Source organism: Lentzea sp. NBRC 102530 (assembly GCF_030269365.1).
Taxonomy (GTDB): Bacteria; Actinomycetota; Actinomycetes; order Mycobacteriales; family Pseudonocardiaceae; genus Lentzea.
The window spans coordinates 471,556-497,038 of record NZ_BSTF01000003.1 but is presented as its reverse complement, the minus strand read 5'-3'; the positions used below and the strand labels follow the sequence as shown (position 1 = coordinate 497,038).

Sequence of the window (25,483 nt, the reverse complement as noted above, 5' to 3'; positions counted from 1 at the left end):
GGGCCACCTGTCGGTTACGGCGGGTGGCCCTTTGCGTTGAGGATCGAAGTCGTGAAAACCATCGCCGGACTGGTCGGACTGACCGCACTCGCCTTGACCATGAGCCCTGCCGTCGCCCACGCGCAGGACGCGAACTGCTACGACACCACCGTCCCGCTGACCGTCGAGGAGCAACGGCTCGACGACACCCTCGTCGCGGGCGGCCCCGCCGTCGGGCCCTCCCTGGTGGAGCTCGCCGGGTTCGACGGCCGGGTCACCGACTTCACCGCGAAGCTGTGCCGCCAGGTCGTCTCCAAGCAGGCGCAGCAGTTCGTGGAACGCGAAGGCAACGCGCTGTGGAAGGCCGCCGTGGCCCGCGCGCAGAGCACAACACCGACAGCGCACGACGCCTACGACGACCGTCCGCTCTACTGGGCCCGGCTGCAGCTCAGTTCCGCGCTGCGCCAGTGGAAGCCGCGGTTCACGATGTCCCCGAACGACCGCGCGAAGCTGATCCAGCGGTTCGACTGGGCGTCGCGGGGGCTGAGCGACGCGAAGTTCCCGGCCAAGCCGGGCGTGCGCAGGATCGCGGTCACCGGCTTCGACCCGTTCCAGCTCACCGGCGTGAACGTGCGCCGCGCGAACCCGGCCGGCGCGGCGGCGCTGCAGCTCGACGGACGCGAGATCTCCACGCCGACCGGCAAGGTCGTGCTCCAGGCCGCGGTGCTTCCCGTGCTGTGGGGCGGTTTCGACGAGGGCGTCGTCGAGGACTTCTACGGGCAGGCGTTGCAGCAGAAGCCCGACGCGTTCGTGACGATCAGCCAGGGCCGCCCCGGCAGGTTCGACGTCGAACGGTGGGCGGCGCGCTGGCGTGGTGGGTTCGCGGACAACAACAACGTGAACTCTTACGGCAGCGTCCCGAACGCGGCGGGCTGGCCGCAGCCGACGACGGAGTTCATCGAGACGTCGCTGCCGTTCCAGAAGATGATCGACGCCGGCACCGGCCCGTTCGCGGTGAACTACAACCTGGCGTTCTGCGAGTGGGTCGTGGTCGGCTCGCAGCAGTCGTGCCGCACCGACACCCCCACCCCGGGGCGGATCGCGGCGTCCGGTGGCGGCGGTGACTACCTCTCCAACGAGAGCATGTACCGGGCCAACCGGCTGCGGATCGGTTACGGCGCAACGAACGTGCTGGGCGGTCACCTGCACACGCCGGTGCTCGGACAACCCGCCGACCCGGCCGCGCTCACCGATCCGGCGTTCGAAAAGCAGCGTCGGGACATCGCCGATCAGGTCAAGGCCCTAGTCTCTGTGGTGTGACTCGTGTGCGGCTGGCGGTGGCAATTGTCCTGAGCGCGGTGACGCTGTCCGCGTGCGCGATTCAGGTGGGAGGGCAGGCGGTCCCCGGGCCGCTGCCCTCGACGGCTTCCGCCTCCGCACCCACGCTGCCGAAGGCCGGGCAGTGCATGAACGCGTACGAGCTGAAGACGCTGCAGTGCACCGAATCGCACGAGGCCGAGGTCATGAGCGTCGGTGAGATGTCCGGCCTGCCGTCGACCTACCCGGACACGCAGGTGCTGCGCAAGGCAGCGCTGCCGCCGTGCCGTCAGGCGCTCGGCGACTACCTGGGCGGGGGCGACTCGGACTCGACGCGCCTGCGGGTCTGGGCGTTCTGGCCGAACGAGCAGGGCTGGAAGGACGGGCAGCGCTGGCGGCTGTGCACCGTCGTGGAGATCAGCCCGGACGAGAAGCCGTTGGCGCGCAAGGGTTCTGTGCGGAACACCCTGAAGGACAACGGGTTCGGCACCTTCCAGACGTGCACGCAGGGGTCTCCGTCGAAGGACCAGGAGGTCAAGGTCGTCGCGTGCACCACGCCGCACCTGTCGGAGGCCGTGCCCGCCGGTGTCGTGTCGCTCGGCAAGTCGACCGACCCCGCTCCGTCCAAGGAGCAGATGAACTCGGTCGCCAAGGACAAGTGCACGAAGGCCGTGCACGACTACCTGGGCTCGGACAAGCGCACCGACGTGTTCCCCGCGTGGCGCAACCCCGGTTCGCAGGCCTGGTCGGAGGGCTGGACGAACGCCGTCTGCTACGCCGAGGCGAACAGGGCGTTCAGCGGCACGCTGCAGGGCATCAGGGACAACCCGCTGCCCGCCTGAGCCAGTCCTCGACGGCGGTGAGGTCCTCGCTCGTGAGGCCGGTCCGCGCGTCGACGCGGAGCAGCAACGCCTGGCCGTCGTGGTGGGCCGCCAGCCACTCGCGGTCGAGGTCGCCGATCTCGTCGTCGACCCACGCGAACGGCCGTCCGGCGGCGATGTCGACCAGGGCCCGGGTCTTCCAGTGCACGACGGTCGTGTCGTCCTCGAACGGCGCGTCGGGCAGGGCGGCTACCGGGAGTGGCGGCAGGTCCAGCAGCGGTGCGATCACGGCGTTGGCGTCGTGCATCCAGGCCGTGGCCCAGTAGAGGTCGCACGGCAGGGCGCGTAGTCGCGGACCGTGACCGCGGTCGATCGTCGTCAGGTGCGGGTTGGACGGCAGCTGCCACGCCACCCACCCCTCGACGGTCGTGGGGAGCTCCACCCCGGTGTGCGGCAGGAGAGTGCCGTCGATGTCCAGGAACACCAGCGGACGGTCCGTCATCGGTTGCCCCCAGGCTTGTCCACAGCTATCCACAACATGTGCACAAAGCCGTCCACACCTGTGGACAACTTCGTCTCATGTGGACGATGAGCTGCGCCGACTCACAGGAAATTGCTGCACAGGACCACGCCCGCGACCACGCCGACCGCTAAACCCGCACCGAACACGAGCGCGAACCGCCACCACGGCGTGCGGACCGGCGGGGCGGGTGGGACCGGGTAGTAACGCACGATGCCCGTGGTCGGGCCGACCTCCACGTCACGCGTGGAGCCGTCGTAGTTCAGGCCGCCGGGGAGATCGTTCGTCACACGATCAGTAGTACCTCAAAAAGATGACCCAGCGGTCGCCGTTGACCGCTGGGTCATCACTGAAACACCTGAGAGAACTAGCCCAGGCGCTGCTTCAGGGCCGCCAGCTCGTCGCGGAGCGTGGTCGGGACCTTCTCGCCGATCTTTGCGAACCACTCCTCGACGAGCGGGATCTCGGCACGCCACTCGTCGGCGTCGAACTCGAGCGCGGCCTCGATGTCCTCACGCGACGCGTCCAGGCCCTCCAGGTCCAGGTCGGCCGCGGTCGGCACGTAGCCGATCGGCGTCTCCTGGGCTGCGGCCTTGCCCTCGATGCGCTCGATCGCCCACTTCAGGACGCGCGAGTTCTCGCCGAACCCGGGCCACAGGAAGCGCTTGTCCTCGCCGCGGCGGAACCAGTTGACGTAGAAGATCTTCGGCAGCTTGTCGGCGTCGGCGCGCTTGCCGAGGTCGACCCAGTGCTGGAAGTAGTCGCCGGCGTTGTAGCCGATGAACGGCAGCATCGCCATCGGGTCGCGGCGCACGACACCGGTCTTGCCGACCGCGGCGGCCGTGGTCTCCGACGACAGCGTGGCGCCCATGTAGGTGCCGTGCTGCCAGTCGCGGGACTCGGTGACCAGCGGGATCGTCGTGGCGCGGCGGCCACCGAAGAAGATCGCGCTGATCGGCACGCCCTTCGGGTCGTCCCACTCGGGCGCCTTGATGTCGCACTGCTCGATCGGCGTGCAGTAACGGGAGTTCGGGTGCGAGGAGAGCTCCTCGCTGTCCGGCGTCCAGTCCTGGTGCTTCCACGAGGTGAGGTGGGCCGGGGGCTCGCCCATGCCCTCCCACCAGATGTCACCGTCGTCGGTCAGCGCGACGTTCGTGAACAGCGAGTTGCCCTTGGCGATGGTGCGCATCGCGTTCGGGTTGGTGTGGTAGTCGGTGCCGGGCGCGACGCCGAAGAAGCCGTTCTCCGGGTTCACCGCGTAGAGGCGGCCGTCCTCACCGAAGCGCATCCACGCGATGTCGTCGCCGAGCGTCTCGACCTTCCAGCCGGGGATGGTCGGCTCGAGCATCGCGAGGTTCGTCTTACCGCAGGCCGACGGGAACGCGGCGGCGATGTAGTACGCCTTGTTCTCCGGCGAGGTGAGCTTGAGGATCAGCATGTGCTCGGCGAGCCAGCCCTCGTCGCGCGCCATCGCGGACGCGATGCGCAGCGAGAAGCACTTCTTGCCCAGCAGCGCGTTGCCGCCGTAGCCGGAGCCGAAGCTCCAGATCTCGCGCGTCTCCGGGAAGTGCGAGATGTACTTGGTGGTGTTGCACGGCCACTGCACGTCTTCCTGGCCCGGCTCCAGCGGGGCGCCGAGGGAGTGCAGCGCGGGGACGTACGGGGCGTCCTCACCGAACAGGTTGAGCGCCTTGGTGCCCATGCGGGTCATGATGTGCATGGAGACGACGACGTATTCCGAGTCGGTGATCTCGACACCGAGCATCGGCTTCTCCGCGTCCAGCGGGCCCATGCAGAACGGGATGACGTACATCGTGCGGCCACGCATGCAGCCCCGGTAGAGCTCGGTCATGATGGCCTTCATCTCGGAAGGGTCCATCCAGTTGTTCGTCGCGCCCGAGTCCTCCTCGCGCACCGAACAGATGTACGTGCGCTCCTCCACGCGGGCCACGTCGCTGGGGTCCGAGGCGGCCCAGAACGAGTTGGGCTTCTTCTTGAGCGGCACGAACGTGCCGGCGTCGACGAGCTTGCGCGTCAGACGGTCCCATTCACCCTGAGACCCGTCAGCCCAAACAACCTCATCAGGGCAGGTCAGCTCCGCGACTTCCTGAACCCAGGCGAGCAACTGCGCGTGGTTGGTAGGTGCCTGTTCGAGACCGGGAATGGTCACTGCCGTCATCTCGTCTCGTCTCCTGACTGAACGCCTCGGCAACCCGAGCACGTGGTGGTCCGGTGCAGGACTTCGTCGTCCTCGGGAATAGCGCCAGACGCCCGGTGGGGCCGGGCGTACTGGGAAGGGGATGGACCGAGGTTAGCCCGGTGAATGGCAGGTAAAGCACCCCCAGCCTGTCGCTTCCCTCACAAAACCGATTCTGGAATCGATTCAGCACTCGGACGGCGTTAAGGCGCGGTTGAGGTTGGAAAAACACAAGAGGCCCCGGTGCGGTTCTCACCACACCGGGGCCTGTGACCTGCGCTTCAGTCAGACGTCAGTTCGGACTGATCCACTGACCCGTTGTGGAATCGATTCGGACGACGCCGTCGAACCGTTCTTCCTCGAGCCAGTCGTCCGAGTCGTCCAGAATGCCGCTCTTCGAGTCGGTGACGTACCTGCCGTCCGCCTCGATGTGGCCGTGCTCGACCTCCACCCAGTCGTCACCTCGGTGTTCCGACATCGTGACCTCGCCGGATCGTGTGATCTCGGTCGCCACGTCGGCCTTGCCGTCGCCGTTCGAGTCGGTGAAGAGCCAGGTGTCGCCTTCGTCGTCCTTGACCACGGCGGTGTCGGCCTTGCCGTCGCCGTCGGTGTCCTCGGTGGCCTGACCGACGTTTCGTTCACCGTCCTCGGTGACCACGACAATCGCCTGTTTGGAAGACGAATTGGTTTTTTCGGCGTTCGTGTCGTTCGGATCGACCGCGACCCACTCGCCGGAATTCTCCTCGAAGCGCGCCTGGCTGAGGAGATTGCCGTCCTTGTCGAACGTGCTCATCAGATCGGCGTCGCCGTCGCCGTTCGTGTCGGTGAACGCGAGGTGTCCGCCGTCGTCCGTCGCGACCACGGCGGAGTCGTTCACGCCGTCCTGGTCGAGGTCGAAGGTGACGTCTGCGGTGTACTCCTCGTCCTCGACGGTCACCTTCAGCTCGGCGTCGGCCGCACCGTTCTCGTCGATGTACACCGGGACACACCTCCTACTGGCTCTGTACCGGTATGACCCACGTTATGCCGGTTCGGTTCCATCGCCAACCGTTGCGGCATCGTTTCGCGCGTCACGGGGTATTGGAGTGCCGGGGGTGCTCATGACTGACGAGGTGGGGACCGCGGCGGGCCCACGGGTGCGGGCTCGGGTCGCGGTGGTGGGGTTGGTGCTGTTCAGCAGTGGGCTGGCGGTGTTCGGCGGCTGGCTGCTGGGCAGGGACGTCGCGGTCGGGCTGATGATCGTCCTCCTCGGGGCGATGGTCGGGCAGTGGGTCGTCTACCTGGCGGCTGGGCGGTTCGTGGAGCTGCGCGACGGGCGGTACCTGACCTGCCGGACCTTCACCGGTCCGCGCACGGTGGACCTGGACAGGCTGGTGGAGGTCAGGCGGCTGCGGCTGCCGACCACCAGCGGTGAGCAGCACTGGGTCGAGCTGGTCGACGCCGACGGTGTCCGGCTCCTGTTGAACGACGACAGCACGCGCGAGGAGGTGCAGCGGGTGGTGGCGGCCTACGCCTCCGGGGTTCCGCGCATGGCGCGGCGCACCGCCTACTTCTTCCTGCTGCTGGAGGTGGTGGCCGCGCTGGCACTCGGTGCGGTCGGCTACCTGCTGGCTTAGGCCCTGTCCCGCACCGAGCGGATGCGGCCCAGCAGTTCCTCGGCCTTGGACCTGCCCTGTTCCACCTCGGCCAGCCGGCGGGTGGCGGCCTGCAGTTCCCGGCCCCGTTCTCCCGCCTCCATGCGGAGGGCGCGGTCGACCTCGCGCAGTTCGGCCTCGATGGCCTCGATGCGCTTGGCGAGGGCCTCGTCCAGGGCCAGGGACAACGCCTGTTCGGCCTCGATGAGTTGTTCGGCGGCCAGTTGGTCCACTGTGGAGCGGGCGTCGGCGATGGCGTCGGAGAGCCATTGCTTGACGTGTTGCTTCTCGGCTGTGTGGGTGCGGGTTCTGGCCATCCACCAGCCCGCGCCGAGGCCCAGGGCGATCGTCACCGGGAGGACGATCGGGTTCAGGGCGGCTATGCCGAGGCCGGCCAGGGGCATGACGGCCAGTTTGCCCGCGCCCAGGCCGCCGGAGACGCCCATGAAGACGAGGAGTTTGTCCTCGGCCGTGGGTGGGCGCTTTTCCTTGGGACGCAGGATGACCGGGGGTTGCTCGCCCCTCGCGAACTGGCCTCGGATCAGGGTCAGTTCCTCGGCGCTGAACAGGGTGGCCAGCACGGCGTCGGTCACCTGGGAGAGGCGGACGGACAGCGCTGTGGAGATCCGGCCGGAGACGACCTGGAGGGCCGTGTCCACCTGCTGCGGGAGGGTGGCGAGGGCGGTGCGGTCGGCCTGGTCGATGGCCTGGCGGTACCAGGTCTGGAGGTCTCGCATCTGGCGGGAGATCTCGTGGGAGTTCTCGATGCGGGCGCGTTGGACCTCACCGCGCAGACGGACCTGCCAGCCCCGGGTCGAGGAACGGCGTTCGGTGTGCAGTTCTTCTCGGCGGGTGCGGAGGAGGGCCGCTTCGTCTTCGCCCACGGAAAGGGCGCGCTTTTCGTGGTCCAGGCGGATTTCGAGTTCGGCCAGAACCGTGGTGAGGGCACGCAGGGCGTTGGCTTCGGCGAGCATTCCGGCGCGGCCCGTGACGAGTTCCTGCAAAGCGGTCTGGAGGGTGGAGATGCCCGAGCGTTCGCGGAGCATGGCGGCGGCGTCCGGGTTCGGGGCCTGGGCGGCCATGCCGAACATCCGGGACGACACCGGGTGCCAGGTGGCGTCGGCGAAGCGCGGGGCGTGCTGGGCCAGCAGGGCCTGGTCGGCGTCCAGCACCTGGCGCCAGCCCCGGTGCTGGTCGGTCTTGGTGAGGGCGAAGACGACGGTCTCCACGCGGTCGCCCACCCGCTTGAGGAAGTCGAGTTCCCCTCTGGTGAACGGGGAGGAGGCGTCGACCACGAACACCAGGGCGGTGGCCGAGGTGACAGCCTCCAGGGCCAGTTCGCCGTGCACGGATTCGAGGCCGCCCACTCCCGGGGTGTCGACGACCGACATGCGTTCCAGCAGCGGGATGGGGGCGTCCACCTCGACGTAGCGCGGCGGGAGTTCGCCCTCGGGGAGGTCGTGGGCCGCGGACACCCAGTTGATCAACGCCGGCAGCGGGAAGGTGACCGGGGCGAGCAGGCCGGGGTAGCAGGCCCTGGCCGCCCAGGTCGGGCCGTGCTGGAAGACGAGGTACGTCGAGGTGGCCACGTCGGCGTCCACCGGGGAGAGCCCAGGTGCCGACAGCAGGGCGTTGACCAGCGAGGACTTGCCCCTGTTGGTCTCGCCGACGATCACCACCGAGGACACCTCGGGGGTCGCGCGGCGGGCCACCCAGTCGGCCATCGCCGGGTCCAGGTCGCGGACCAGCGCGGTCAGGCGCTCGCGCGTTTGGCGGACCGTTTGGGAGAGGTTGCTCATCGGGCCGTGTAGACCGTGACGATCGGCGCGCGCAGGACTCGGCCCCGGTCGCAGAAGCCGGGGACCTCGGTCTCGGCGACCAGGCCCTGCAGCGCCAGGTCGTCGGTGGGGACGGCGCCGCCCGCCTCGTGCCGCGACGGGTCGAAGCGCTGGCCGTCGGCGCGCACCGCGACGACCCCTATGGACGACAGGCCCTCTTCGATCCGTTCGACCACGCCGGCACTGGCGCGGTCCAGCGCGTACAGGCACAGCTGGACCAGCGCGCGGCGTTCGGCCAGCGCCTGGTCGAGCAGCTCGTCGGCAATGGTCTCCACACCGTCGTCCGACGCCAGCTCCGCCGATTCGGTTCCGTTTCCGCTCATCGGTGCCCCCCAGCACGTAGTTGCTGCCACATGAGGAAATACGCCCGGTGGACGACGTGCGCCACCCGAGCTTGCGCCGGCGTCGCGCCGAAGGAGGCGAACGAACGCCACCAGCCGGCCCGTTCCAGCGCGTACGCGACCAGTTCCGCGACCGGACGGCCGGTCAGGCCCAGCTGGGCCGCGAAGTCCCCGGTGCTGCCGATGCGCAGCACCTCCTCGGTGAGGTCGGCGGCCAGTTCGACGGTGCCGGACGAGACCAGCGTCAACGCCTCCAGCAACCGCAGCTGGTGCGCTTCCGGACGGGCCAGCAGGACCTCGATCGCGTCGTGCACGCGCTGCCGCTCACCGACGTCCCCCGAGGCCAGCGACGTGATCGACGCCAGCGCGGCGGCGGCCTTGATGCCGTCGGCCCTGGCCCGGAAGACGGCGTCGAGGCGACCGCGGACGGCGGCGAACCCGGACGCGTCGAACAGCACCCGCCGCAGCGCACCGGCGGTCAGGGACGGGTCGGCGTCCAGCGCGTCGACCGCCCGCGCGATGCCGTAGAGGTCGAGCTTCTCCAGCAACCTCGACCGCACCCCGGCCGCGACGTCGCAGTCCCACGACGTGAAGAGGTCGCCGGACATCAGCATCATCGAGCGGGTGTCCGCGTCGAGGGCGGCCAGCGCGCGCAACGCCTCGGCGTCGGCGGACGTGAACTCACCGGTCTCCGCGGACTCGGCGAGCAGGCTGATCACCGGCAGCACGTCCGCGACCCGCGGCTTGAGCAGCGCGGCCTGCTTCGCGGCGAGGATCTGCGCGGCCCGCCACACGTCACCTTCCGAGCCCTCAACGGTTTCCGGCGCCACGTTGTCGACCTTGTTCAACGCGGCGATGGCGTTGACCGGGCCCGCCTCGCGCGACGCGGTCGCGGCGGTGAAGGCGGCCAGCGTCGAGTGGTCGTCCGCGCGCACGCCCTGCGTCACGACGTAGAGAACGGCCTCGGCACCCGCGACCGCGTTGCGCGACACGGGGTCCAGCAGTTCCTCGGTCCGCGCGACCGAGTCGGCGTCCAGCGAACCCAGGCCCGGTGTGTCGATGACGGTGATGTCGCGCAGCACGGCGTTCGTCAGGTACGCCTCGATGTGCGAAACACCTTGCACGCCAAGAGAGGCGGGGATCATGCCGTGCGCGTCGAACGGCAGCACCTGGCGGCGTCCGTCCCTCAGCACGACTTCGATGCGGTCGACCGTGCCGTACTGGTAGCGCGTGACGAGCCGGGTGCACTCACCGACGTCCGTGGGCGCGACGCGACGGCCGATCAGCGCGTTCACCAACGTCGACTTGCCCGACTTGATCCGGCCGGCGACCGCGACCTGCAACGGCGCGTGCAGCCGGCGCAGCACCTCCCCGAACCCGGCGGCGGTCTGCGGTGACACCTGCGGTTGCAGCGCAACGCACAGGTTGGCCACCGCCGCGCACAGCGGACCGGCCAGCTGTTGTCCCTGCAACGCCGTCACGAGCACTGATCGTGCCACGGTTTGTGGGCGTGCGTGCACGGGTAGCCACCGTGCATGGGTGACAGCTACGTGACGTTCCTAGTGCTGGGGATCGTCCTGGTCGTCGTTGACGGCCAGCTGATCTACCACGGCGGCAAGGGATACCTGAGGCGCGCCGCGTACGACGACGAGCAGGCCAGCGGCATGATGAAGCTGACGGCCGTGCTGTTCCACCTCGTCGTGCTCGGCCTGCTCGCGATCGTGTCGACCGTCGAGGTCAACACGGGCAACGCGGCGAAAGACCTGGTGCTGAAGTTGGGCGTGGTGCTCTTGCTGCTGGCACTGGCTCACGGCGCGACCATGGCGATCCTGGCCAGGATCAGGGATCGCCAGCTCCAGCAGCAGCTCGCTGACCAGATGGCCGAAGAACACCGGATCTACGAGGAGCGCCAGGAAGAACGCCAGGCGCACATCAGCGAACCGAGGCCCGCACCCAAGATCGAGTCGCCTTACTCACCCAACAAGTAGTGGGCTCGCACGGCGTTCAGTGCCTCCCCCTCACTGGCGCCGAGTGACCGAGCGATGGCGACGAACTCCGCCGCGGCGGCGGAGAGCGGGTCCGGATCATGCGGAGGCAGGGCGGCCACGACGGTGCCCTGCCTCCGTCCTGTGGTGATCACGCCGGACACCTCCAGTTCGCGGTACGCCCGCGCGACCGTCCCCGCGGCGAGCCCGAGGTCCGCGGCGAGCTGGCGGATCGTCGGCAGCCTCGACCCGACCGGCAGCACTCCTCCGCCGATCAACCTCACCAGCTGGTCGCGCACCTGACGCCAGGGCGGGACACCGTTCTCGACGTCGACGACGATTCGGGGACCTGTCACCAGAAGATCTTCTTGGACACGTAGTGCGTGTTCGCCATCGCTATCCACGCGAGGACGCAGAAGAGTCCGAACCCACCACCCACCAGCGCGCCGACCACGGCCGCGCCGAGCCCCGCCGACACGTGCACGCTGCGGGTGCGCAGGGCCCGGTCGACCTGCTCGTCCCCGTCTGCGGGCCGGGCCACGGCCGCCCACGTGATCACCGCGACCGCGGCGACGGACACCACGAGCACGGGCAGCTGTTCGATGCGGAGAGTGACCAGGAGCACGGTCACGCCGATCGCCACGATCGCGGCGTAGGCGATCAGCACGTACTGCGAGGCGATGTCGAACAGGCCGCGCGGCGTGAGCGAGGCGACCCGCCGCGAGCCCTCGCGGTGCAGCTGCGTCGCGATCAGTTCGGCGAGCAACGTGCCGCCGAGAACGGTCGCCGCGAGCGACCCGACACCCCGGCCGGACGCGATCGGCAGGAACGACAACCCCACGTAGAGCCAGGGGTAGAGCAACCTCCGCCGCTTCAGGTACCGGACGGCGTCGTCGATCTGGACGAGCGTCGGGTCGGGCACCTCCCAGCTCTTCAGCAAACGCTTGCCGGTCGACCGGGTCGGCCACAGCAGGAGCAGCAGGAAGAGGCCGACACCGGCCGCCCACAGGACGTCGTACATGGCGAACCCCCGAACTTTGTACCAACCCCTCGACACAATAACTCACACTGAAGTCGTACGGAGCGTCAACCCGTGGCGCGACGCGCGGAAGTTCGACCCGCACCTAACCTTGTCCGGTGCGGAGGTTCAGCCTGTGGATGAAGGCTCATCCGGCGTTCGGGGACTCCCTGATCGCCGGCATCTTGCTGATCTTCGACCTGGGCATCGGGGTCGCGATGGCCGGCCAGGGCATGTCGTTCTCGGCGTTCCTCGCCGTGACGGTGCTGATGCTCGGCCCACTGCCGTTCCGCCGCTACCACCCGCTGGGCACGAGCTACCTGATCCTCGCGGGCGGGTACCTCCAGCTCTTCACGCACGGCATCGGCACCGAAGGCCTGCCTGTCCGCATGTCGGACTTCGCGCTGGCCATCGCGCTGTACACGCTCGTCGCGAACACGACCCGCAAGACGGCGTTGATCTACCTGGGCTGGCTGCTCGCGGGCACGCTGCTGTGGGCGGTCTTCCGGGTCAGCGAGATCGGTGCCGTCTTCTTCGTCTTCCTGATCCTGGTGATCTTCGGGTTCAGCTGGGCGATGGGCGAGTTCGTCGGCGCCCGCCGCGCCTACCAACGCGAGATGGAGCAACGGTTGGTGCTCTTGGAGACCGAACGCGACCAGCAGGCCAAGATCGCGGTGGGCGAGGAGCGCTCGCGCATCGCCCGTGAACTGCACGACGTCGTGGCGCACGCGGTGAGCGTGATGATCGTGCACGCCGACGGCGCCGCCTACGCGATCCGGTCGCAACCGGAGATGGCCGAGAACGCGGTCCGCACCATCGCCGACACCGGACGGCTGGCGCTCACCGAGATGCGCCGCCTGCTGGGCGTGCTGCGCAGCGAGGACGCCGAGACGCAGTGGGCGCCGCAGCCGGACGCGCGCGGCGTGGTCGAACTGGCCGAGAACACCCGCGCCGCCGGCGTGCCGGTGCAGCTGGAGATCACCGGTGACGTGGACGACCTGCCCGTCGGCGTGGGCCTGAGCGTCTACCGGATCGTGCAGGAAGCGCTGACGAACGTCATCAAGCACGCGGGTTCCGACACCACCGCCCTGGTGCGGCTGGCGAGGACCCCGGAAGAACTGCGGCTGGAGGTGACCGACAACGGTTTCGGCACGCCCCACGACGTGGTCAAGGTGTCCGGCGGCAACGGGCTGATCGGCATGAGGGAAAGGGCTGCGGTGCTGGGCGGCGAGTTCGAGGCGGGCCCCAACCCCGGTGGGGGCTGGCGCGTCCGCGCGACTTTCCCGCTGGCCGCATAGGGTGATCACGTGATCCGGGTGCTGCTCGTAGACGACCAGGAACTCATGCGGATGGGTTTCCGCATGGTGCTGGGCGCGCAGGAAGACATCGACGTGATCGGCGAGGCGGCCGACGGCCTCGACGCCGTGCAGATGGCCGACAAGCTGCGGCCCGACGTGGTGTTGATGGACGTGCGCATGCCCGTGATGGACGGCGTGGAGGCCACGAAGCGCATCGCTGAGGCCGACACGGCGAAGGTCCTGGTCATGACGACGTTCGACATGGACGAGTACGCCCTGTCGGCGTTGCGCAACGGCGCCAGCGGGTTCCTGCTGAAGGACACCCCGCCGTCCGACCTGGTGTCGGCACTGCGCGCGGTGGCCTCCGGCGACGCGGTGGTCTCGCCGTCGGTGACCAAGCGGCTGCTCGGCCGGTTCCTCGGCGACGGCGGCGGTGAGCTGCGCGACGCCTCGATGCTCGACGTGCTGACCGAACGCGAGCGCGAGGTGCTCGTGCTGATCGCGAAGGGCCTGTCGAACACCGAGATCGCCCGCAAGCTGTTCCTGTCGGAGGCGACGGTGAAGACGCACGTCGGACGCATCCTGGCGAAGCTGGAGCTGCGAGACCGGGTGCAGGCCGTGGTGCTGGCCTACGAGACCGGTCTCGTCCGCCCCGGCGACGCCTAGCGGTACTTCTCCGGGTCAGCGTCGACGACCTTGCCCTCCGTGCGGGGCTTCACCACGTCGTCCCACCAGTGGCCCCAGTCGGGCTGCGAGCCGTCGAGGTCGGTGAAGCCGTACTCGCGCTTGAGCTTCCACGACGACAGGCACTGCCCGGAGAACCTGGCGCGGTTCTCGTCGGCGGCGAGGTGCGCGATGCCGCGGCCGAGGTAGTGCGGCGTCTCGGAAATCGCGTAGTCCGGCACCTTCTCGATCGCGTCCCGCCAGTTCTGCTCGGTGACGCCGAAGCCTTCGAGCATCTGCTCGGACCGCAGGAAGCCCGGCGTGACCGCCATCGCCGTCACGTTCGGGTGGTCCTTCAGGTCCTTCGCGAGCACCTCGCCGAACCGGCGCACCGAGTTCTTCACCGCGTCGTACGGGAGGTTCACGAAGTAGGCCTCGCCGTCCTCGCCGTCGGTCACCTCGACCACCAGGCCGTCGTCGGACTTCAGCAGCAACGGCATCAGCTTGTGGATGGCGATGAGGTGCGTCTCGACGCCGTTGCGCCACATGTGCAGCTGCTTGTCGAGGTCGTGCTCCCAGAACTTGCCCCACTCGACGAGGTTCTCGCCGCCCCACGCGTTGTCGACGAAGATGTCGAGCTTCTCGATGCGCGCGGCCAGTGCGTCCACATCGGACGGAACCGTGAGGTCGCAGCGAACCGCGATCCCCTTGCCACCGGCGGCGTCCACGAGCTCGGCGGTCTCCTCGATGGTCTCCGACCGGCCGACCTCCGACCGCTGTTCACGGGTGGTCCGGCCGGCGACGAACACCGTCGCGCCCGCCGCCCCCAGTTCGATCGCGATCGCGCGCCCCGCACCACGCGTGGCGCCGGTGACGACGGCGACCTTGCCGCTCAGATCGGGTTCACTTCTTGACGACACGACGAGTTCCCCTTCCCTCGTGCCAGGACAGGACGACCATCTCGTCGCCCTCGGTGGTGAGCTGCACGACCTCGGTGACGTCGAACCGGAACAGGTCGAGCTCGTCGGGGTTCCACCCCGTGCGGTCGAACAGGTCCTTGAGGTAGTCGGCCTGGTCGGTCCAGAACTCGGCGGTGCCGCTGATCTTCGCGTCCCCCGCCTCTTGGACCGACGCGGTCGTGCTCATGCAGTGCAGCGCGAACCTCGGGTCGCGCCGCAAGTCCTTCGACTTCAGCGAATCGTGCATCATGCCCGCCCAGACCTGACCCCGCGTGAAGTCCGGTTCCACGCCGCTGATGCGCGGCGAGCCGTCCTTGCGCAGCGTCGCGAGCAACGCGTGCCGGTCCGCGGCGAACCGGGCCTCCACGAACGCCGCCATGTCGGGCTGTTCCGCCGCGAACTCCGCCCAGGTAGCCATTTCAGCGCATCCCCTCCAGCACCAGATCGATGTCCTCGCTCATGCGCGCCAGCAGGTCGCCACGCGGCCGCACCGACCAGTCCATCGAGATCCCGTAGACCAGCGCGGCGAGGACGCGGGCCGCGGTCCGCGGCAGCCCCTCGGCCGCGCACAGGACCTCCAACTCGTCCTCGAGTGCCGCGTAGTGCTTCGCCAGCAACGCGCGCAGGTCGGGGTTGATCAGATCGACCCCGAGTTGCGCCAGGTTGTTCGTGGCGACGACCGGATCGGCGAGGCGGTCGAACCAGAGCAGCAACGCGTCGCGGACGTTGCCCGCCTCGCGCATCCTGCGCACGACCTCGTCGGTGCCCGCCTTCGTGAGCGCCTGCAGCAGCCCGCTCTTGGAGCCGAACCGCTTCGCCACCGCGCCGACCGACACCCCGGCCTCCGCCGCCACGTCCGCGACGGTGAACTCCGGCCCGCGCCGGTCGATGACGGCCGCGACGGCGTTCAGGATCCGTTCGTCGGTGATGGTGCGAGGTCGTGCCACACCGTTAGTGAACCACAATTCACTAACCTTCGCCTAGGGTGGTGTCACGTGACCTGGAGACCGCGTTTGATCGCCCTCGACATCGACGGAACCCTGACCCCGGTCGGCTCGAACGACATGTCTCCCGCGGTGAAAGCGGCCATCGTGCGCGCTGCGGACCACGGCACCCACGTCGTGCTGTGCACCGGTCGCAGCCTCATCGGCACCACCCCGATCGCGGCCCAACTGCCCGTCGCGCAGACCCTCTGCTCGAACGGCGCGGTGTGGTGGGACCCGGTGAGCGGCGAGGTGACGAAGCGCACGACGTTCGATCCCGGGCCGACGATCAAGGCGTTGCAGGCGTTGCTGTCCGACGTGGTCTTCGCGGTCGAGCAGACCGGCGTCGGCAGCCTGCACATGGGCTCGTTCCTGCCGGGCGACCTGTGGGGCATGACCTCGGAGGCCACGTTCGAGGAGATGGTGGCCACGCCGACGCCTCGGCTGGTCATGCGGTGGCTCGACCACACGCCGGCGGAGTTGTCGTTCGCCGTGCGGGAGCTGGAACTGCCCGGCGTCGAGTGGTCCGTCGACCACACCGAGGCGTGGCTGACGGCGGTGCCCGCGAACATCTCGAAGGGCGCTGAGCTGGACGAACTCGCCGCACGGCTGGGGGTTCGACCGGAGGACGCGCTCGCGGTCGGGGACGGGGCCAACGACGTCGAGATGCTGCGGTGGGCCGGGCTCGGGGTCGCGATGGGGCAGGCGCCGGAGCACGTCAAGGGTGTGGCCGACGAGGTGGCGCCCACCGTGCTGGAGGACGGCGCCGCCCGGGTGATCAACCGCTACTTCGCCTGAGGGACGAACACGCTCAGCCGGCACGTGGTCGGGTGGGTCTCGCGGCCGCAGAACGTGTCGATCCGGCTGAGCTCCGGATCGAAGTCCGGCGGGCGTTCCACCTCCAGGCGGCGCATGTGGTCACGGAACTCGCGGTGGTCCTGCGTTTCGAAACGCACGACCCACTCGCCGGTTCCCGGTGCGGTGCGCGCGGCCGCCCTGCAGTCCAGCGCCGCCTGGCGGTCCTTGCGCTTCTTCTGTCCTGGCACCGGTTCAGCGTGACCCGGCCGGTGCCAGGACGGCAACCGGAATCAGTCGGAGACGTTCTGCACGGCGACGACCTTGTCGACCTTCACGCGCACGACCAGCTCGCCCGGCACGCCGTTGCGGTCGGCGTACTCGTCGGCGCGGTCGTCGCCCATGTAGCGCGCGGCGGTGCGGCCCGCCCAGTACTTCAGCTGGTCGGGGTCCTCGTCGACGACGGCCCGGCCGGTGATCGTCACGAAGGTGAACGGCGGTGTCTCGTCGTCGAAGCAGATGGCCACCCGGCCGTCGCGCAGGATCGACTTGCCCTTGATCGTGTCGCGCGCGGTCAGGAAGACGACGTCGGGGCCGTCGAGGTCCACCCAGACCGGTGCGACGTGCGGTGATCCGTCCTTGCGGGTGACCGCGAGCTTGCCGGTGCGGGCCGGCTTGGCCAGGACGAACTCGCGCCACCAGCCTTCCGGAGCTTCCGTGTATCCCATGTGGCTCATTCAACTACGACGGAGGTAGCGGCACCTGACGACGGAAGTTGACGCACACCGCAGACCGCAGGGCGATGTGCCATGACCCCTCGGGACGGGAAGGTATTCCCATCACCGAGAGGGGAAAGCCAATGATCGAGGCAATCGGCCTCACCAAGAGATACGGCAGGACGGTCGCGGTCGACGACCTGTCGTTCACCGTCCAACCTGGACGGGTGACCGGATTCCTCGGTCCGAACGGCGCCGGCAAGTCCACCACCATGCGCATGATCCTGGGGCTCGACCGTCCGACGGCAGGCCGCGTGCTGATCGACGGCAAGCCCTACACCGAACTGAGCCGTCCACTGAGGACGGTCGGCGCCCTGCTCGACGCCAAGTGGGTGCACCCGAACCGCTCCGCCCGCGCTCACCTGCGCTGGCTCGCGAAGTCCAACGGGCTGCCGAACAACCGCGTCGACGCCGTGCTCGAAGCCGTCGGCCTCACCGGGGTCGCGGGCAAGAACGCCGGTGGGTTCTCGCTCGGCATGTCGCAGCGGCTGGGGATCGCCGCGGCACTGCTGGGCGACCCGAAGGTGCTGCTGTTCGACGAGCCGGTGAACGGCCTGGACCCCGAGGGCATCCTCTGGATCCGCACGTTCATGCAGAACCTCGCCGCCGAGGGCCGCACGGTCCTGGTGTCGAGCCACCTGCTCTCGGAGATGGCGCTCACGGCCAGCGAGCTCGTGGTGATCGGCAAGGGGAAGCTGATCACACAGAGCACGACGCAGGAGTTCATCGACCGGTCAACGGGTAACTCCGTTCTCGTGCGCAGCCCTCAGCTCTTCAAGCTCGGCCCGTTGCTCGTCGACAAGGGCTTCACGGTTCGTGACGGTGCGGACGGCTCGTTCTCCGTATCGGGTGCCACCAGTGACCAGATCGGGGACATCGCCGCTGCGAACGGTGTCGTCCTGCACGAGCTGAGCCCCCAGCGCGGTTCGCTCGAAGAGGCGTTCATGCAGCTGACCGGCGATGCTGTCGAGTACCACGCAGAGATCGGGAAGTGAGTCTGATGACCCTGTTGGCAGTTGAGAGAATCAAGCTCTTCTCGACCCGTTCGCCCTACTGGTGCAGCGCGCTCGCCATCGTCATGGGCATCGGGCTCACCGCGATCTTCGCGGCGGCGACCGACGGCCCCGTGCCGCTCGGCCTCACCCAGATCGGCAGCAGCCAGCTCGCCATCGCGGTCGTGCTGGTGATGGCGGCGATCGCGGTCACCACCGAGTACCGCTTCAACACCATCCGCTCGACGTTCCTCGCGGTGCCGAACCGCACGTCCGCGCTGGTCGCGAAGACCGTCGTGGTCGCGTTCATCGCCGGCCTGCTCGGCGAGATCATCGCGTTCGGTTCGTGGGGCGTCGCCAAGGTGATCTCGCCCAGTTCCGACCTCGCGATCAACACGTCGGCCGAGTGGCGGCACGTCGCGGGTGTGGGCCTGGTCTACGCGATCGGCGCGGTCATCGCGGTCGCCATCGGCATCCTGGTCCGCCAGACCGCGGGCGCCGTCGCGATCCTGCTCGTGTGGCAGATGCTCGCCGAGAGCCTCATCGGGATCATCCCGAAGGCCGGCGTGAAGATCCAGGCGTGGCTGCCGTTCATCAACGCCAACCACTTCCTGTCGATGGGCTCGGACAGCCCTGAGATGGGCGGCACGGGAGTCGACTTCAAGCTGAGCGAATGGGGTTCGCTCGGTTACTTCGCCGGAGTCGCTGTCGCGCTCCTGGTGGTCGCGTTGGTCGTCGCGAAGCGGCGGGACGCGTGACCCGTTCCGAATAAGGGGGAGAGGGACCTGGGTCATCCGTCGGGGGATGACCCAGGTCCCTGTCAGTTCTTCGAGCGAACCGGGAGAGGCCATGATCGAAGCAGTGCGGTTGAGCAAGCACTACGGCCGGACCAAGGCCGTCGACGAGTTGTCGTTCACCGTCCGGCCCGGCCGCGTCACGGGCTTCCTCGGCCCGAACGGCGCCGGCAAGTCCACGACCATGCGGATGATCCTCGGCCTCGACACCCCCACCGGTGGCGACGTGAGGATCGACGGGCAGCACTACGCCCAGCTCAAGCGGCCGCTGACCAAGGTCGGCGCGCTGCTCGACGCGAAGTGGGTGCACCCCAACCGGTCCGCGCGCTCGCACCTCAAGTGGCTCGCGGCGTCCAACAGCATCCCGTCCAGCCGGGTCGGTGAGGTGCTGGAGATCGTCGGCCTGTCCGAGGTCGCGCACAAGAACGCCGGTGGGTTCTCGCTCGGCATGTCGCAGCGGCTCGGCATCGCGGGCGCGTTGCTCGGCGACCCCGAGGTGCTGCTGTTCGACGAGCCGGTGAACGGCCTCGACCCCGAGGGCATCCTGTGGATCAGGCAGTTCATGCACCGGCTCGCGGACGAGGGCCGCACGGTGTTCGTGTCGAGCCACCTGCTGTCGGAGATGTCGCAGACCGCGCAGGACCTGATCGTGATCGGCAAGGGACAGCTGATCGCGCAGACGTCCACCGAGCAGTTCATCGCCGACGCCACCCAGGACACCGTCCGGGTCCGGTCGCCGCACGCCGCGAAGCTGCGGGAGATCCTCGCCGCGCACGCGACGGTGACGGACGACTCGGTCAGCGGATCGCTCGTCGTGCAGGGCATCTCCGCGCAGCAGATCGGTGAGCTCGCGGCGGAGAACCAGGTCGTGCTGCACGAGCTCAGCCCTCAGCGCGGGTCGCTGGAGGAGGCGTTCATGCAGCTCACCAGGGAGTCGGTGGAGTATCAGGCGCACTGATCGCCTTGGGCCGCCGTGACCTGACGGCGGGCAGGACGATCAGCAACGCCGTCAGGAGCGCGGTGCCGCCGGAGACCGCCGCGACGAACGGCAGCCGGGCGGCGACGTCGACCGGTTCGCGCGGCTTCTCCGCCGCGAGCGTCGGCACCGGTTGCGTCGTCGCGGGTTTCGGCGGCGGCAGCAGCGGACTGCGCTCCACCGGCGGGAGCTGCGCGGCCAGCGCGGCCGTCGGGTTGACCATGCCGAACCCGGTCGTGGCGTCACGGCCGGGTTCCGCCATGTCGGTCGCGGTGCTGATCAGGGCGTTGACGACGTCCTTCGCGGCCATCTGCGGGTGCTTGGCGCGCACCAGCGCGACGACGCCGGACACGATGGCCGACGCGGCGCTCGTGCCGTCCATCTCGGCGTACCCGCTGGCGTAGACGCTCTCCGGCGCGAGCGTCACGATGCCGACGGCCGGTGCCGCGAGCACGGTGTCCTCGCCCACGTTGGACGACGCCCAGGGCTTGCCGTCCTTGGTCGTGCCCGAGACCGCGATGACGCCGCTGATGTTGGCGGGCGCGGAGACCTCGCCTCCCTCGTTGCCGGTGGCGGCGACCAGGACGACGTCCTTCTCGATCGCGTAGTTCACGGCTTTGACCAGCGACGGGGTCATCGAACTGGAGAAGCCGAGCGAGAGGTTGATGACCTTGGCGCCGTGGTCGGCGGCCCACCTGATGCTCTCGCCGATGATGTCGAGGCCGAACTGCTCCTTCTCGTCGGCGCTCGCGATCGGCAGGATCTTGGCGCCGGGGGCGATGCCGAGCGCACCACCGCCACGCCCGTTAGCAGCGATGATGCCCGCCATTCCGGTACCGTGGCCATCAGTGTCGGTCGTGCCGTCCGTGCCTTTCGACCGTCCGAAGCCCGTACCGGGTACCACCTGCCCCGCGAGGTCGGGGTGTTTCGCGTCGACGCCGGAGTCGATGACCGCAACGACCACGCCTTCGCCGCGGGTCTGGTCCTGAGCCGAGTAGACGTCGAGCGCGTCGAGGTGCCACTCCTGTTCCTCGATCGACTGTGCGGCGAGCAGCAACGGCAGCGCGACGACGAGGGCGTGGAGCAGGGGCACGTCAGCTACATCGTGTTTCCAGGTCAGGGCGCAACGTGCCTGGCGTCACAGCCTGCGTAAGAGCACTGTTAACAAGCCGTGAAAAACGGCATTTTGGACATCATCGACGTTTGGCTTCACGTTCAATGGGGTTATCCCCGCCGCGGAGGTGGCCAGTGGTCCGTGTTGAAGCAATGCTCGGCCTTGAGTGGTCCAGTGCCCTAGAAGCTCCCAACCCCGCCGAGATCCCCCTGACGCCGGCGGACGCCCGCCGTTCGTGGGTGAACAAGGCTCCCGAGAACGAGGTCCTGGCGATGTACCGCGCGGTGCGGTCCGTCGAGGACGCGCCCGCGCCGTGGTGGCTGCGCGCGCTGGACAGAGGCAGACTCCACTCCCGTGCCGAGGGGCACGCCGTCGAGGACGCGGTCAGCGAGTTGTTGTCGGCACGCCCCGGCTGGGTGTTCGTGCCGTGGGTCGACCTCGGCGAGGTCGGCTACTGGGAGTTCGTGCCCTCCGAGAGCGGTGTGTACGGCCCCGCCACCCCCACTACGGTGCAGTTCACGGACTCGCACCGCGGTTTCGTGCACCTGGTCGCCGCCCACCGGGGGCCGGGTGAGCCGCAGGCCATCGACTTCACCGTGGCTGACCTGCGTGCTCAGATCGAGGACATCGAACTGATTGCCTAAGATGTCTCGTCGTGACCAGCCCTGAGTTCCCCCGTTCCATCGTCAGCTTCGTCCAGCGCGGCGAGCGCATGACCGTGGGACAGGAACGTGCCTGGGACACGTACTGGGAGAAGATGGGCAACGACGTCAAGTCGTTGCCCGAGGGGCCGCTGGACTTCGACTCGTGGTTCGGCCGTTCCGCGCCCGTGCTGCTGGAGATCGGGTCCGGCATGGGCGAGACCACCTCGCAGCTCGTGGCCGCCGCGCCCGAGCTCAACTACGTCGCCGTCGAGGTCTACAAGCCGGGCCTCGCCCAGCTGCTGCTGCGCGCCGAGCACCTCGGCGGTCTCGACAACCTGCGCGTGTTGCGCGGTGACGCCGTCGTGCTGCTGACCGACCACATCGCGCCCGCGTCGTTGCACGGCGTGCGGATCTTCTTCCCGGACCCGTGGCCGAAGAAGAAGCACCACAAGCGCCGGCTCGTGCAGCCCGAGTTCGTGTCCCTGATCGCGTCGCGGCTCGAGCCCGGCGGCGTGCTGCACCTCGCGACGGACTGGGAGCACTACGCCGAGCAGATGCTGGAGGTCTGTTCCGGCGAGCGGCTGCTGACCAACGTCTACGACGGCTGGGCGCCGCGGCCGGACTGGCGGCCGGTCACCAAGTTCGAGCAGCGGGCCGTGAACGAGGACCGGGTCTCGCACGACCTGATGTTCCGGCGGAACGACCTCACCTGATCGAGGCCTCAAGCCGTTCGAGTGAACACCTTGGGTCTACGGTTCACTCGTTGGAGTGGCCGGTGTTGATCACCCGAAATGCCCCGAGTGGCAGTGACGCGTGAGGCCGATCCGGGCTTAGCGTCTCGCTCCGTGACCCCCGACGTCCTCCCCGTCGCGGAGGAGTTCGTCCGCATGTTCCACGCGGCGCACTCCGACGCAGGCTCGCTGACCGCCCGCATCGCCCAGGTGCGCGCCGAGATCGCCGAGACCGGAACCTACCGCCACACCACCAACGAACTCGCGTACGGCGCGCGCATCGCGCTGCGGGATTCCGGCTGGTGCACCTCAGGATTGCCCTGGCGGCGGCTCAAGGTCCGCGATCTGCGCGGCTACCGCAACGCCGCCGCCGTGGCCGGAGAGTGCGTGGAGCACTTGAGGCTGGCGACCAACGGCGGTGAGATCCGGCCGCTGGTCACGGTGTTCGCGCCGGACGCGCCCGGTTCCCCCGGCCCGGTGATCTGGAACGAGCAGCTGATCCGGTACGCCGGGTACGCCGACGGGATGGGCGACCGCCGGTACGCGGGGTTCACCGAGACCATGCAGGGCATGGGGTGGCGTCCGCCCGTGCGGCGCTCACGGTTCGACCTGCTGCCGTTGGTGGTGGAGACGCAGCACGAGGGGCCGCGGCTGTTCACGCTGCCGTCCGAGATCGTGCACGAGGTGCCGCTGGAGCACCCGACGCTGCCGTGGTTCGGCGAGATGGGCCTGCGCTGGCACGCGGTGCCGGTGATCGCGAACATGAAGCTGTCGATCGGGGGCGTCAACTACCCCGCCGCGCCGTTCAACTCGTGGTTCGTCGGCGCCGAGATCGGCACCCGGTCACTGGCCGAGGAAGGCGCCTACGGCGTGGCCCGTGAAGTCGCCGAGGCGTTGGGGTTGGACACCTCGTCCGAACGCACTCTGTGGCGGGACTTCGCGACCGTTCACCTGAACGCGGCAGTGCTGCACTCGTTCGACAAGGCGGCCGTCACCATCACGGACCACCACGCCGAGGCGTTGCACCGCCTCGCCTGGCTGCGTTCGCGGCAACGGCCGTCCGCCGCACGTCCCGCGTTCCGGCTCGACGGCGCAGCCGCGGCGCGCGCACGGAACGGTTCTCCGGCGCGCTTCACGGCCGCGTTGGACGAAACCCGTCCTCAACCGACGAGCAGGCTGGCGGAGCTCCTCCGCCAGCAACACTCCCTGACCAGCGTCTGACTTCCCCATCACACGCTGGTTCAGCCGACTACTTCGAGTCGATCATCACGCCTGACAGGGCCATCAGCGCGAGGACCAACAGGCCGACCACCGCGGCGGCCCAAGTGAACACAACTGACAACATGGCGTCCTCCGTTTCCCCGACTTCCGCTCCTCCAGAGTCCGTGACCGGGGCGTGATCTGGCATCCGCCGTGAGGGTGTTTCCGCAGGTCGCCACCTCAGCCTTCTGGCTGATGCCGGAGTCGGCCCCCGGTCGGACGCGGGATCACCCGACCGGCCATAGGGTTGCTCGGGTGGAGAGCACGGACTTGAACTGGTGGCTGCTCGCCAAACGCCAGTGGCCGCTGGCGATCTCTCTCGCCGTGATCGCGACGTCCGAGATCGGTGCGATCTCGACGGGCGCAGGCTGGTGGCAGGTCCCGGGTATCGCGGTGATCTGCGTGCTCGCGGTGCTGGCCCCGCGCAGACCGTTCGACGCGGCCCTCGCACTGGCGTTCGCCGTGGCGTGCGTGGCCGTCTACATGCGCTTGCTCGGTGTGGCGATCGAACCGCACCTGCTCTGGAGCGGTGCCAGCATCTCGATGACCGGCGCCGCGATGGCCACCATCGCCACGCTCGTGCGCGTCGCTTCCCGGTTCCGTTCGGTCGTCGGTGTGCTGGCCGTGCTCGCCGCGCTGGCGTTCGCCGAGGTCCTGGGCTGGCCGATCGTCGCGGCCCGGTACTACCGCGACTGGACGCCGGACGCGTGGAACTACGTCATCCCCGCCGGTGTCCTGCTCGTGCTGTCGCTGGGCACCGGGCTGTACTTCCGGGCGAGGGACGCCGAACGCACCTCGCAGCTGGCTGCTTCCGTTGCGGCTGCCCAAAACGCGGAGCGGATGGCGTTGGCGCGCGAACTGCACGACGTGGTGGCGCACTACGTGACGGCGATCGTCGTGCACGCGCAGGCCGGGCAGCTCAACCCGTCCGTGGACGTGCTGCCGTCGATCGCGGCGTCCGGGAACGAGGCCCTGACCGCGATGCGGCGGCTCGTCGGAACGTTGCGCGACGGCGAATCGTCCGGAGCCGCTTCCCCGGCTGCGTCATCGTCGTTGGTGGACGACGTGCGCGCGCTGGCGGAGGAGTCCGGGCTGCCGGTGCGGTTGTCGTTCGACCTGCAGGACGCCGTGCCGCAGGAGCTGGCGCGTTCGGTGCTGCGGCTGGTGCAGGAATCCCTGACCAACACCGCGAAACACGCCGCGGCCGTGTCCTCGGTGGACGTTTCACTGTCCTCGATGGACGGTGTGCTGCACCTGGCCGTGTACGACGACGGCGTCGCGTCCGGCGTCCCCGTGGGCGGATCGGGAGGCTACGGCCTGGTCGGCATGCGCGAGCGCGCGGAACTGCTGGGCGGAACCTTCTCCGCAGGCCGGCGCGAACCGACCGGGTGGACGGTCCGCGCCGACTTGCCGATTTCCTAGCTCACATGTCGTCGCGGATGACTTCGAACTCCTGAGTCATCTCGACATCGCTGAACTGGTCGTCGTTCTGAGGGTCGATGTCGGCCACTGATGCCTCCGCATGATCACGCCCGTACCGTGAGGTGTGATCATGCCAACTCAACGCCGGGTGGGCGGCTTGGGGGTGGCGGGCTTCTGCGCGCGACGGAACTGCCCGGCGGACGTGCACGACTTCTTCGACATGATCTTGAGACGCCCCTGTCCGGCCCGTGGTTGCTCATGGATGCACAAAGGGCCCGTCGCTCACGCGTGACGGGCCCCTTGGATGGGGAAAAGTTTTAGGCCGGGGCGGACCCTGGGGGTCGGCCCGCGCCCGACAGAACGAGGATGCCCAGCGGTTCGCGAACTATGCACGCATGTGACTGGCGTCACAATGGCAGGATTCAA

29 protein-coding genes are annotated in these 25,483 nt (G+C 68.9%); 14 read left to right on the top strand and 15 right to left on the bottom strand.

The window, feature by feature from the left end:
• Positions 1-51 precede the first annotated feature (51 nt).
• Together QSK25_RS10020 and QSK25_RS10015 are read left to right on the top strand one after the other, a co-directional pair.
• Positions 52-1,299 carry a pyroglutamyl-peptidase I gene (locus QSK25_RS10020; protein WP_285636865.1) on the top strand — a complete coding sequence of 416 codons (1,248 nt, stop codon included), beginning with the start codon at positions 52-54 and terminating at the stop codon, positions 1,297-1,299.
• Complete coding sequence (locus tag QSK25_RS10015; protein WP_285636861.1) at positions 1,296-2,138, top strand: septum formation family protein; 843 nt, start codon at positions 1,296-1,298, stop codon at positions 2,136-2,138. The genes QSK25_RS10020 and QSK25_RS10015 overlap by 4 nt, the downstream gene beginning before the upstream one ends.
• Here the strand turns inward: QSK25_RS10015 and QSK25_RS10010 are convergent.
• The 4 genes from QSK25_RS10010 to QSK25_RS09995 all read right to left on the bottom strand — a co-directional run bounded on the left by QSK25_RS10010 (position 2,113) and on the right by QSK25_RS09995 (position 5,813).
• Positions 2,113-2,619: an HAD domain-containing protein gene (locus tag QSK25_RS10010; protein WP_285636858.1), complete on the bottom strand. Its 507-nt coding sequence runs from the start codon at positions 2,617-2,619 to the stop codon at positions 2,113-2,115. The genes QSK25_RS10015 and QSK25_RS10010 overlap by 26 nt on opposite strands.
• A 101-nt stretch (positions 2,620-2,720) precedes the next feature.
• The gene (locus tag QSK25_RS10005) at positions 2,721-2,927 is read right to left on the bottom strand and encodes a hypothetical protein (RefSeq protein WP_285636855.1); all 207 of its coding nucleotides are present in this window, start codon (positions 2,925-2,927) and stop codon (positions 2,721-2,723) included.
• Positions 2,928-3,004: 77 nt separating this feature from the next.
• The gene (locus QSK25_RS10000; RefSeq protein WP_285636852.1) at positions 3,005-4,816 is read right to left on the bottom strand and encodes a phosphoenolpyruvate carboxykinase (GTP); all 1,812 of its coding nucleotides are present in this window, start codon (positions 4,814-4,816) and stop codon (positions 3,005-3,007) included.
• Between the two features lie 310 nt (positions 4,817-5,126).
• Positions 5,127-5,813 (bottom strand): hypothetical protein, encoded by a 687-nt coding sequence (locus tag QSK25_RS09995; RefSeq protein WP_285636849.1) that lies wholly within the window; start codon positions 5,811-5,813, stop codon positions 5,127-5,129.
• Positions 5,814-5,934: 121 nt separating this feature from the next.
• Between QSK25_RS09995 and QSK25_RS09990 the strand changes: the two genes are divergently transcribed.
• Positions 5,935-6,450 (top strand): hypothetical protein, encoded by a 516-nt coding sequence (locus tag QSK25_RS09990; RefSeq protein ID WP_285636846.1) that lies wholly within the window; start codon positions 5,935-5,937, stop codon positions 6,448-6,450.
• On the opposite strand, the gene QSK25_RS09985 is transcribed toward QSK25_RS09990, so the two are convergent.
• From QSK25_RS09985 to QSK25_RS09975, 3 genes are read right to left on the bottom strand one after another with little or no spacing between them, the layout of a single operon-like run.
• Complete coding sequence (locus tag QSK25_RS09985) at positions 6,447-8,267, bottom strand: dynamin family protein (RefSeq protein ID WP_285636843.1); 1,821 nt, start codon at positions 8,265-8,267, stop codon at positions 6,447-6,449. The two genes, QSK25_RS09990 and QSK25_RS09985, sit on opposite strands and share 4 nt — an antisense overlap.
• Positions 8,264-8,629 (bottom strand): nucleotide exchange factor GrpE, encoded by a 366-nt coding sequence (gene grpE, locus QSK25_RS09980; RefSeq protein WP_285636840.1) that lies wholly within the window; start codon positions 8,627-8,629, stop codon positions 8,264-8,266. Before grpE ends, QSK25_RS09985 begins: the two co-directional genes overlap by 4 nt.
• Complete coding sequence (locus QSK25_RS09975; RefSeq protein WP_502881818.1) at positions 8,626-10,146, bottom strand: dynamin family protein; 1,521 nt, start codon at positions 10,144-10,146, stop codon at positions 8,626-8,628. Before QSK25_RS09975 ends, grpE begins: the two co-directional genes overlap by 4 nt.
• A gap of 36 nt (positions 10,147-10,182) precedes the next feature.
• Between QSK25_RS09975 and QSK25_RS09970 the strand changes: the two genes are divergently transcribed.
• Entirely contained in the window at positions 10,183-10,635 is a 453-nt protein-coding gene (locus tag QSK25_RS09970; RefSeq protein ID WP_285636837.1) for a hypothetical protein, read from the top strand.
• Here the strand turns inward: QSK25_RS09970 and QSK25_RS09965 are convergent.
• Together QSK25_RS09965 and QSK25_RS09960 are read right to left on the bottom strand one after the other, a co-directional pair.
• Positions 10,617-10,988 (bottom strand): GntR family transcriptional regulator, encoded by a 372-nt coding sequence (locus QSK25_RS09965; protein WP_285636834.1) that lies wholly within the window; start codon positions 10,986-10,988, stop codon positions 10,617-10,619. The two genes, QSK25_RS09970 and QSK25_RS09965, sit on opposite strands and share 19 nt — an antisense overlap.
• Positions 10,985-11,653, bottom strand: a complete 669-nt coding sequence (locus QSK25_RS09960) for a hypothetical protein (protein WP_285636831.1) — start codon at positions 11,651-11,653, stop codon at positions 10,985-10,987. Before QSK25_RS09960 ends, QSK25_RS09965 begins: the two co-directional genes overlap by 4 nt.
• 116 nt (positions 11,654-11,769) lie before the next feature.
• Between QSK25_RS09960 and QSK25_RS09955 the strand changes: the two genes are divergently transcribed.
• Together QSK25_RS09955 and QSK25_RS09950 are read left to right on the top strand one after the other, a co-directional pair.
• The gene (locus QSK25_RS09955) at positions 11,770-12,948 is read left to right on the top strand and encodes a sensor histidine kinase (RefSeq protein WP_352235725.1); all 1,179 of its coding nucleotides are present in this window, start codon (positions 11,770-11,772) and stop codon (positions 12,946-12,948) included.
• 9 nt (positions 12,949-12,957) lie between these two features.
• On the top strand, positions 12,958-13,614 hold the full coding sequence (locus QSK25_RS09950; RefSeq protein ID WP_089918409.1) for a response regulator: 657 nt from the start codon (positions 12,958-12,960) through the stop codon (positions 13,612-13,614).
• Here the strand turns inward: QSK25_RS09950 and QSK25_RS09945 are convergent.
• From QSK25_RS09945 to QSK25_RS09935, 3 genes are read right to left on the bottom strand one after another with little or no spacing between them, the layout of a single operon-like run.
• Complete coding sequence (locus tag QSK25_RS09945; protein ID WP_285636822.1) at positions 13,611-14,531, bottom strand: SDR family oxidoreductase; 921 nt, start codon at positions 14,529-14,531, stop codon at positions 13,611-13,613. The genes QSK25_RS09950 and QSK25_RS09945 overlap by 4 nt on opposite strands.
• Positions 14,515-14,988, bottom strand: a complete 474-nt coding sequence (locus tag QSK25_RS09940) for a pyridoxamine 5'-phosphate oxidase family protein (protein ID WP_285636819.1) — start codon at positions 14,986-14,988, stop codon at positions 14,515-14,517. Before QSK25_RS09940 ends, QSK25_RS09945 begins: the two co-directional genes overlap by 17 nt.
• A 1-nt stretch (position 14,989) precedes the next feature.
• Positions 14,990-15,517, bottom strand: coding sequence for a TetR/AcrR family transcriptional regulator (locus tag QSK25_RS09935; RefSeq protein WP_285636816.1), 528 nt, complete (start codon positions 15,515-15,517; stop codon positions 14,990-14,992).
• 48 nt (positions 15,518-15,565) lie between these two features.
• Between QSK25_RS09935 and QSK25_RS09930 the strand changes: the two genes are divergently transcribed.
• A complete protein-coding gene (locus tag QSK25_RS09930; RefSeq protein WP_285636813.1) occupies positions 15,566-16,351 on the top strand; it encodes an HAD family hydrolase in 786 nt (261 codons plus the stop codon).
• Here the strand turns inward: QSK25_RS09930 and QSK25_RS09925 are convergent.
• Positions 16,339-16,599: a hypothetical protein gene (locus QSK25_RS09925; protein WP_285636810.1), complete on the bottom strand. Its 261-nt coding sequence runs from the start codon at positions 16,597-16,599 to the stop codon at positions 16,339-16,341. The two genes, QSK25_RS09930 and QSK25_RS09925, sit on opposite strands and share 13 nt — an antisense overlap.
• 42 nt (positions 16,600-16,641) lie before the next feature.
• Positions 16,642-17,076, bottom strand: a complete 435-nt coding sequence (locus tag QSK25_RS09920) for a PPOX class F420-dependent oxidoreductase (RefSeq protein ID WP_285636807.1) — start codon at positions 17,074-17,076, stop codon at positions 16,642-16,644.
• 131 nt (positions 17,077-17,207) lie between these two features.
• Here QSK25_RS09920 and QSK25_RS09915 point away from each other — a divergent pair, with 131 nt between their 5' ends.
• The 3 genes from QSK25_RS09915 to QSK25_RS09905 all read left to right on the top strand — a co-directional run bounded on the left by QSK25_RS09915 (position 17,208) and on the right by QSK25_RS09905 (position 19,868).
• Positions 17,208-18,119, top strand: a complete 912-nt coding sequence (locus QSK25_RS09915; protein ID WP_285636804.1) for an ABC transporter ATP-binding protein — start codon at positions 17,208-17,210, stop codon at positions 18,117-18,119.
• Between the two features lie 5 nt (positions 18,120-18,124).
• Positions 18,125-18,874, top strand: a complete 750-nt coding sequence (locus QSK25_RS09910; protein ID WP_285636801.1) for a hypothetical protein — start codon at positions 18,125-18,127, stop codon at positions 18,872-18,874.
• A gap of 91 nt (positions 18,875-18,965) precedes the next feature.
• Positions 18,966-19,868: an ABC transporter ATP-binding protein gene (locus tag QSK25_RS09905; RefSeq protein WP_285636798.1), complete on the top strand. Its 903-nt coding sequence runs from the start codon at positions 18,966-18,968 to the stop codon at positions 19,866-19,868.
• On the opposite strand, the gene mycP is transcribed toward QSK25_RS09905, so the two are convergent.
• Positions 19,834-20,979, bottom strand: coding sequence for a type VII secretion-associated serine protease mycosin (mycP, locus tag QSK25_RS09900; protein ID WP_285636794.1), 1,146 nt, complete (start codon positions 20,977-20,979; stop codon positions 19,834-19,836). The genes QSK25_RS09905 and mycP overlap by 35 nt on opposite strands.
• Before the next feature lie 173 nt (positions 20,980-21,152).
• Between mycP and QSK25_RS09895 the strand changes: the two genes are divergently transcribed.
• From QSK25_RS09895 to QSK25_RS09880, 4 genes are all read left to right on the top strand, one after another.
• Positions 21,153-21,644: a hypothetical protein gene (locus QSK25_RS09895; RefSeq protein ID WP_285636791.1), complete on the top strand. Its 492-nt coding sequence runs from the start codon at positions 21,153-21,155 to the stop codon at positions 21,642-21,644.
• Between the two features lie 68 nt (positions 21,645-21,712).
• Positions 21,713-22,357 carry a tRNA (guanosine(46)-N7)-methyltransferase TrmB gene (trmB, locus tag QSK25_RS09890; protein ID WP_285637594.1) on the top strand — a complete coding sequence of 215 codons (645 nt, stop codon included), beginning with the start codon at positions 21,713-21,715 and terminating at the stop codon, positions 22,355-22,357.
• Positions 22,358-22,489: 132 nt separating this feature from the next.
• The gene (locus QSK25_RS09885; RefSeq protein ID WP_285636788.1) at positions 22,490-23,596 is read left to right on the top strand and encodes a nitric oxide synthase oxygenase; all 1,107 of its coding nucleotides are present in this window, start codon (positions 22,490-22,492) and stop codon (positions 23,594-23,596) included.
• Between the two features lie 294 nt (positions 23,597-23,890).
• Positions 23,891-25,057, top strand: coding sequence for a sensor histidine kinase (locus QSK25_RS09880; protein ID WP_285636785.1), 1,167 nt, complete (start codon positions 23,891-23,893; stop codon positions 25,055-25,057).
• Positions 25,058-25,483: the final 426 nt, after the last annotated feature.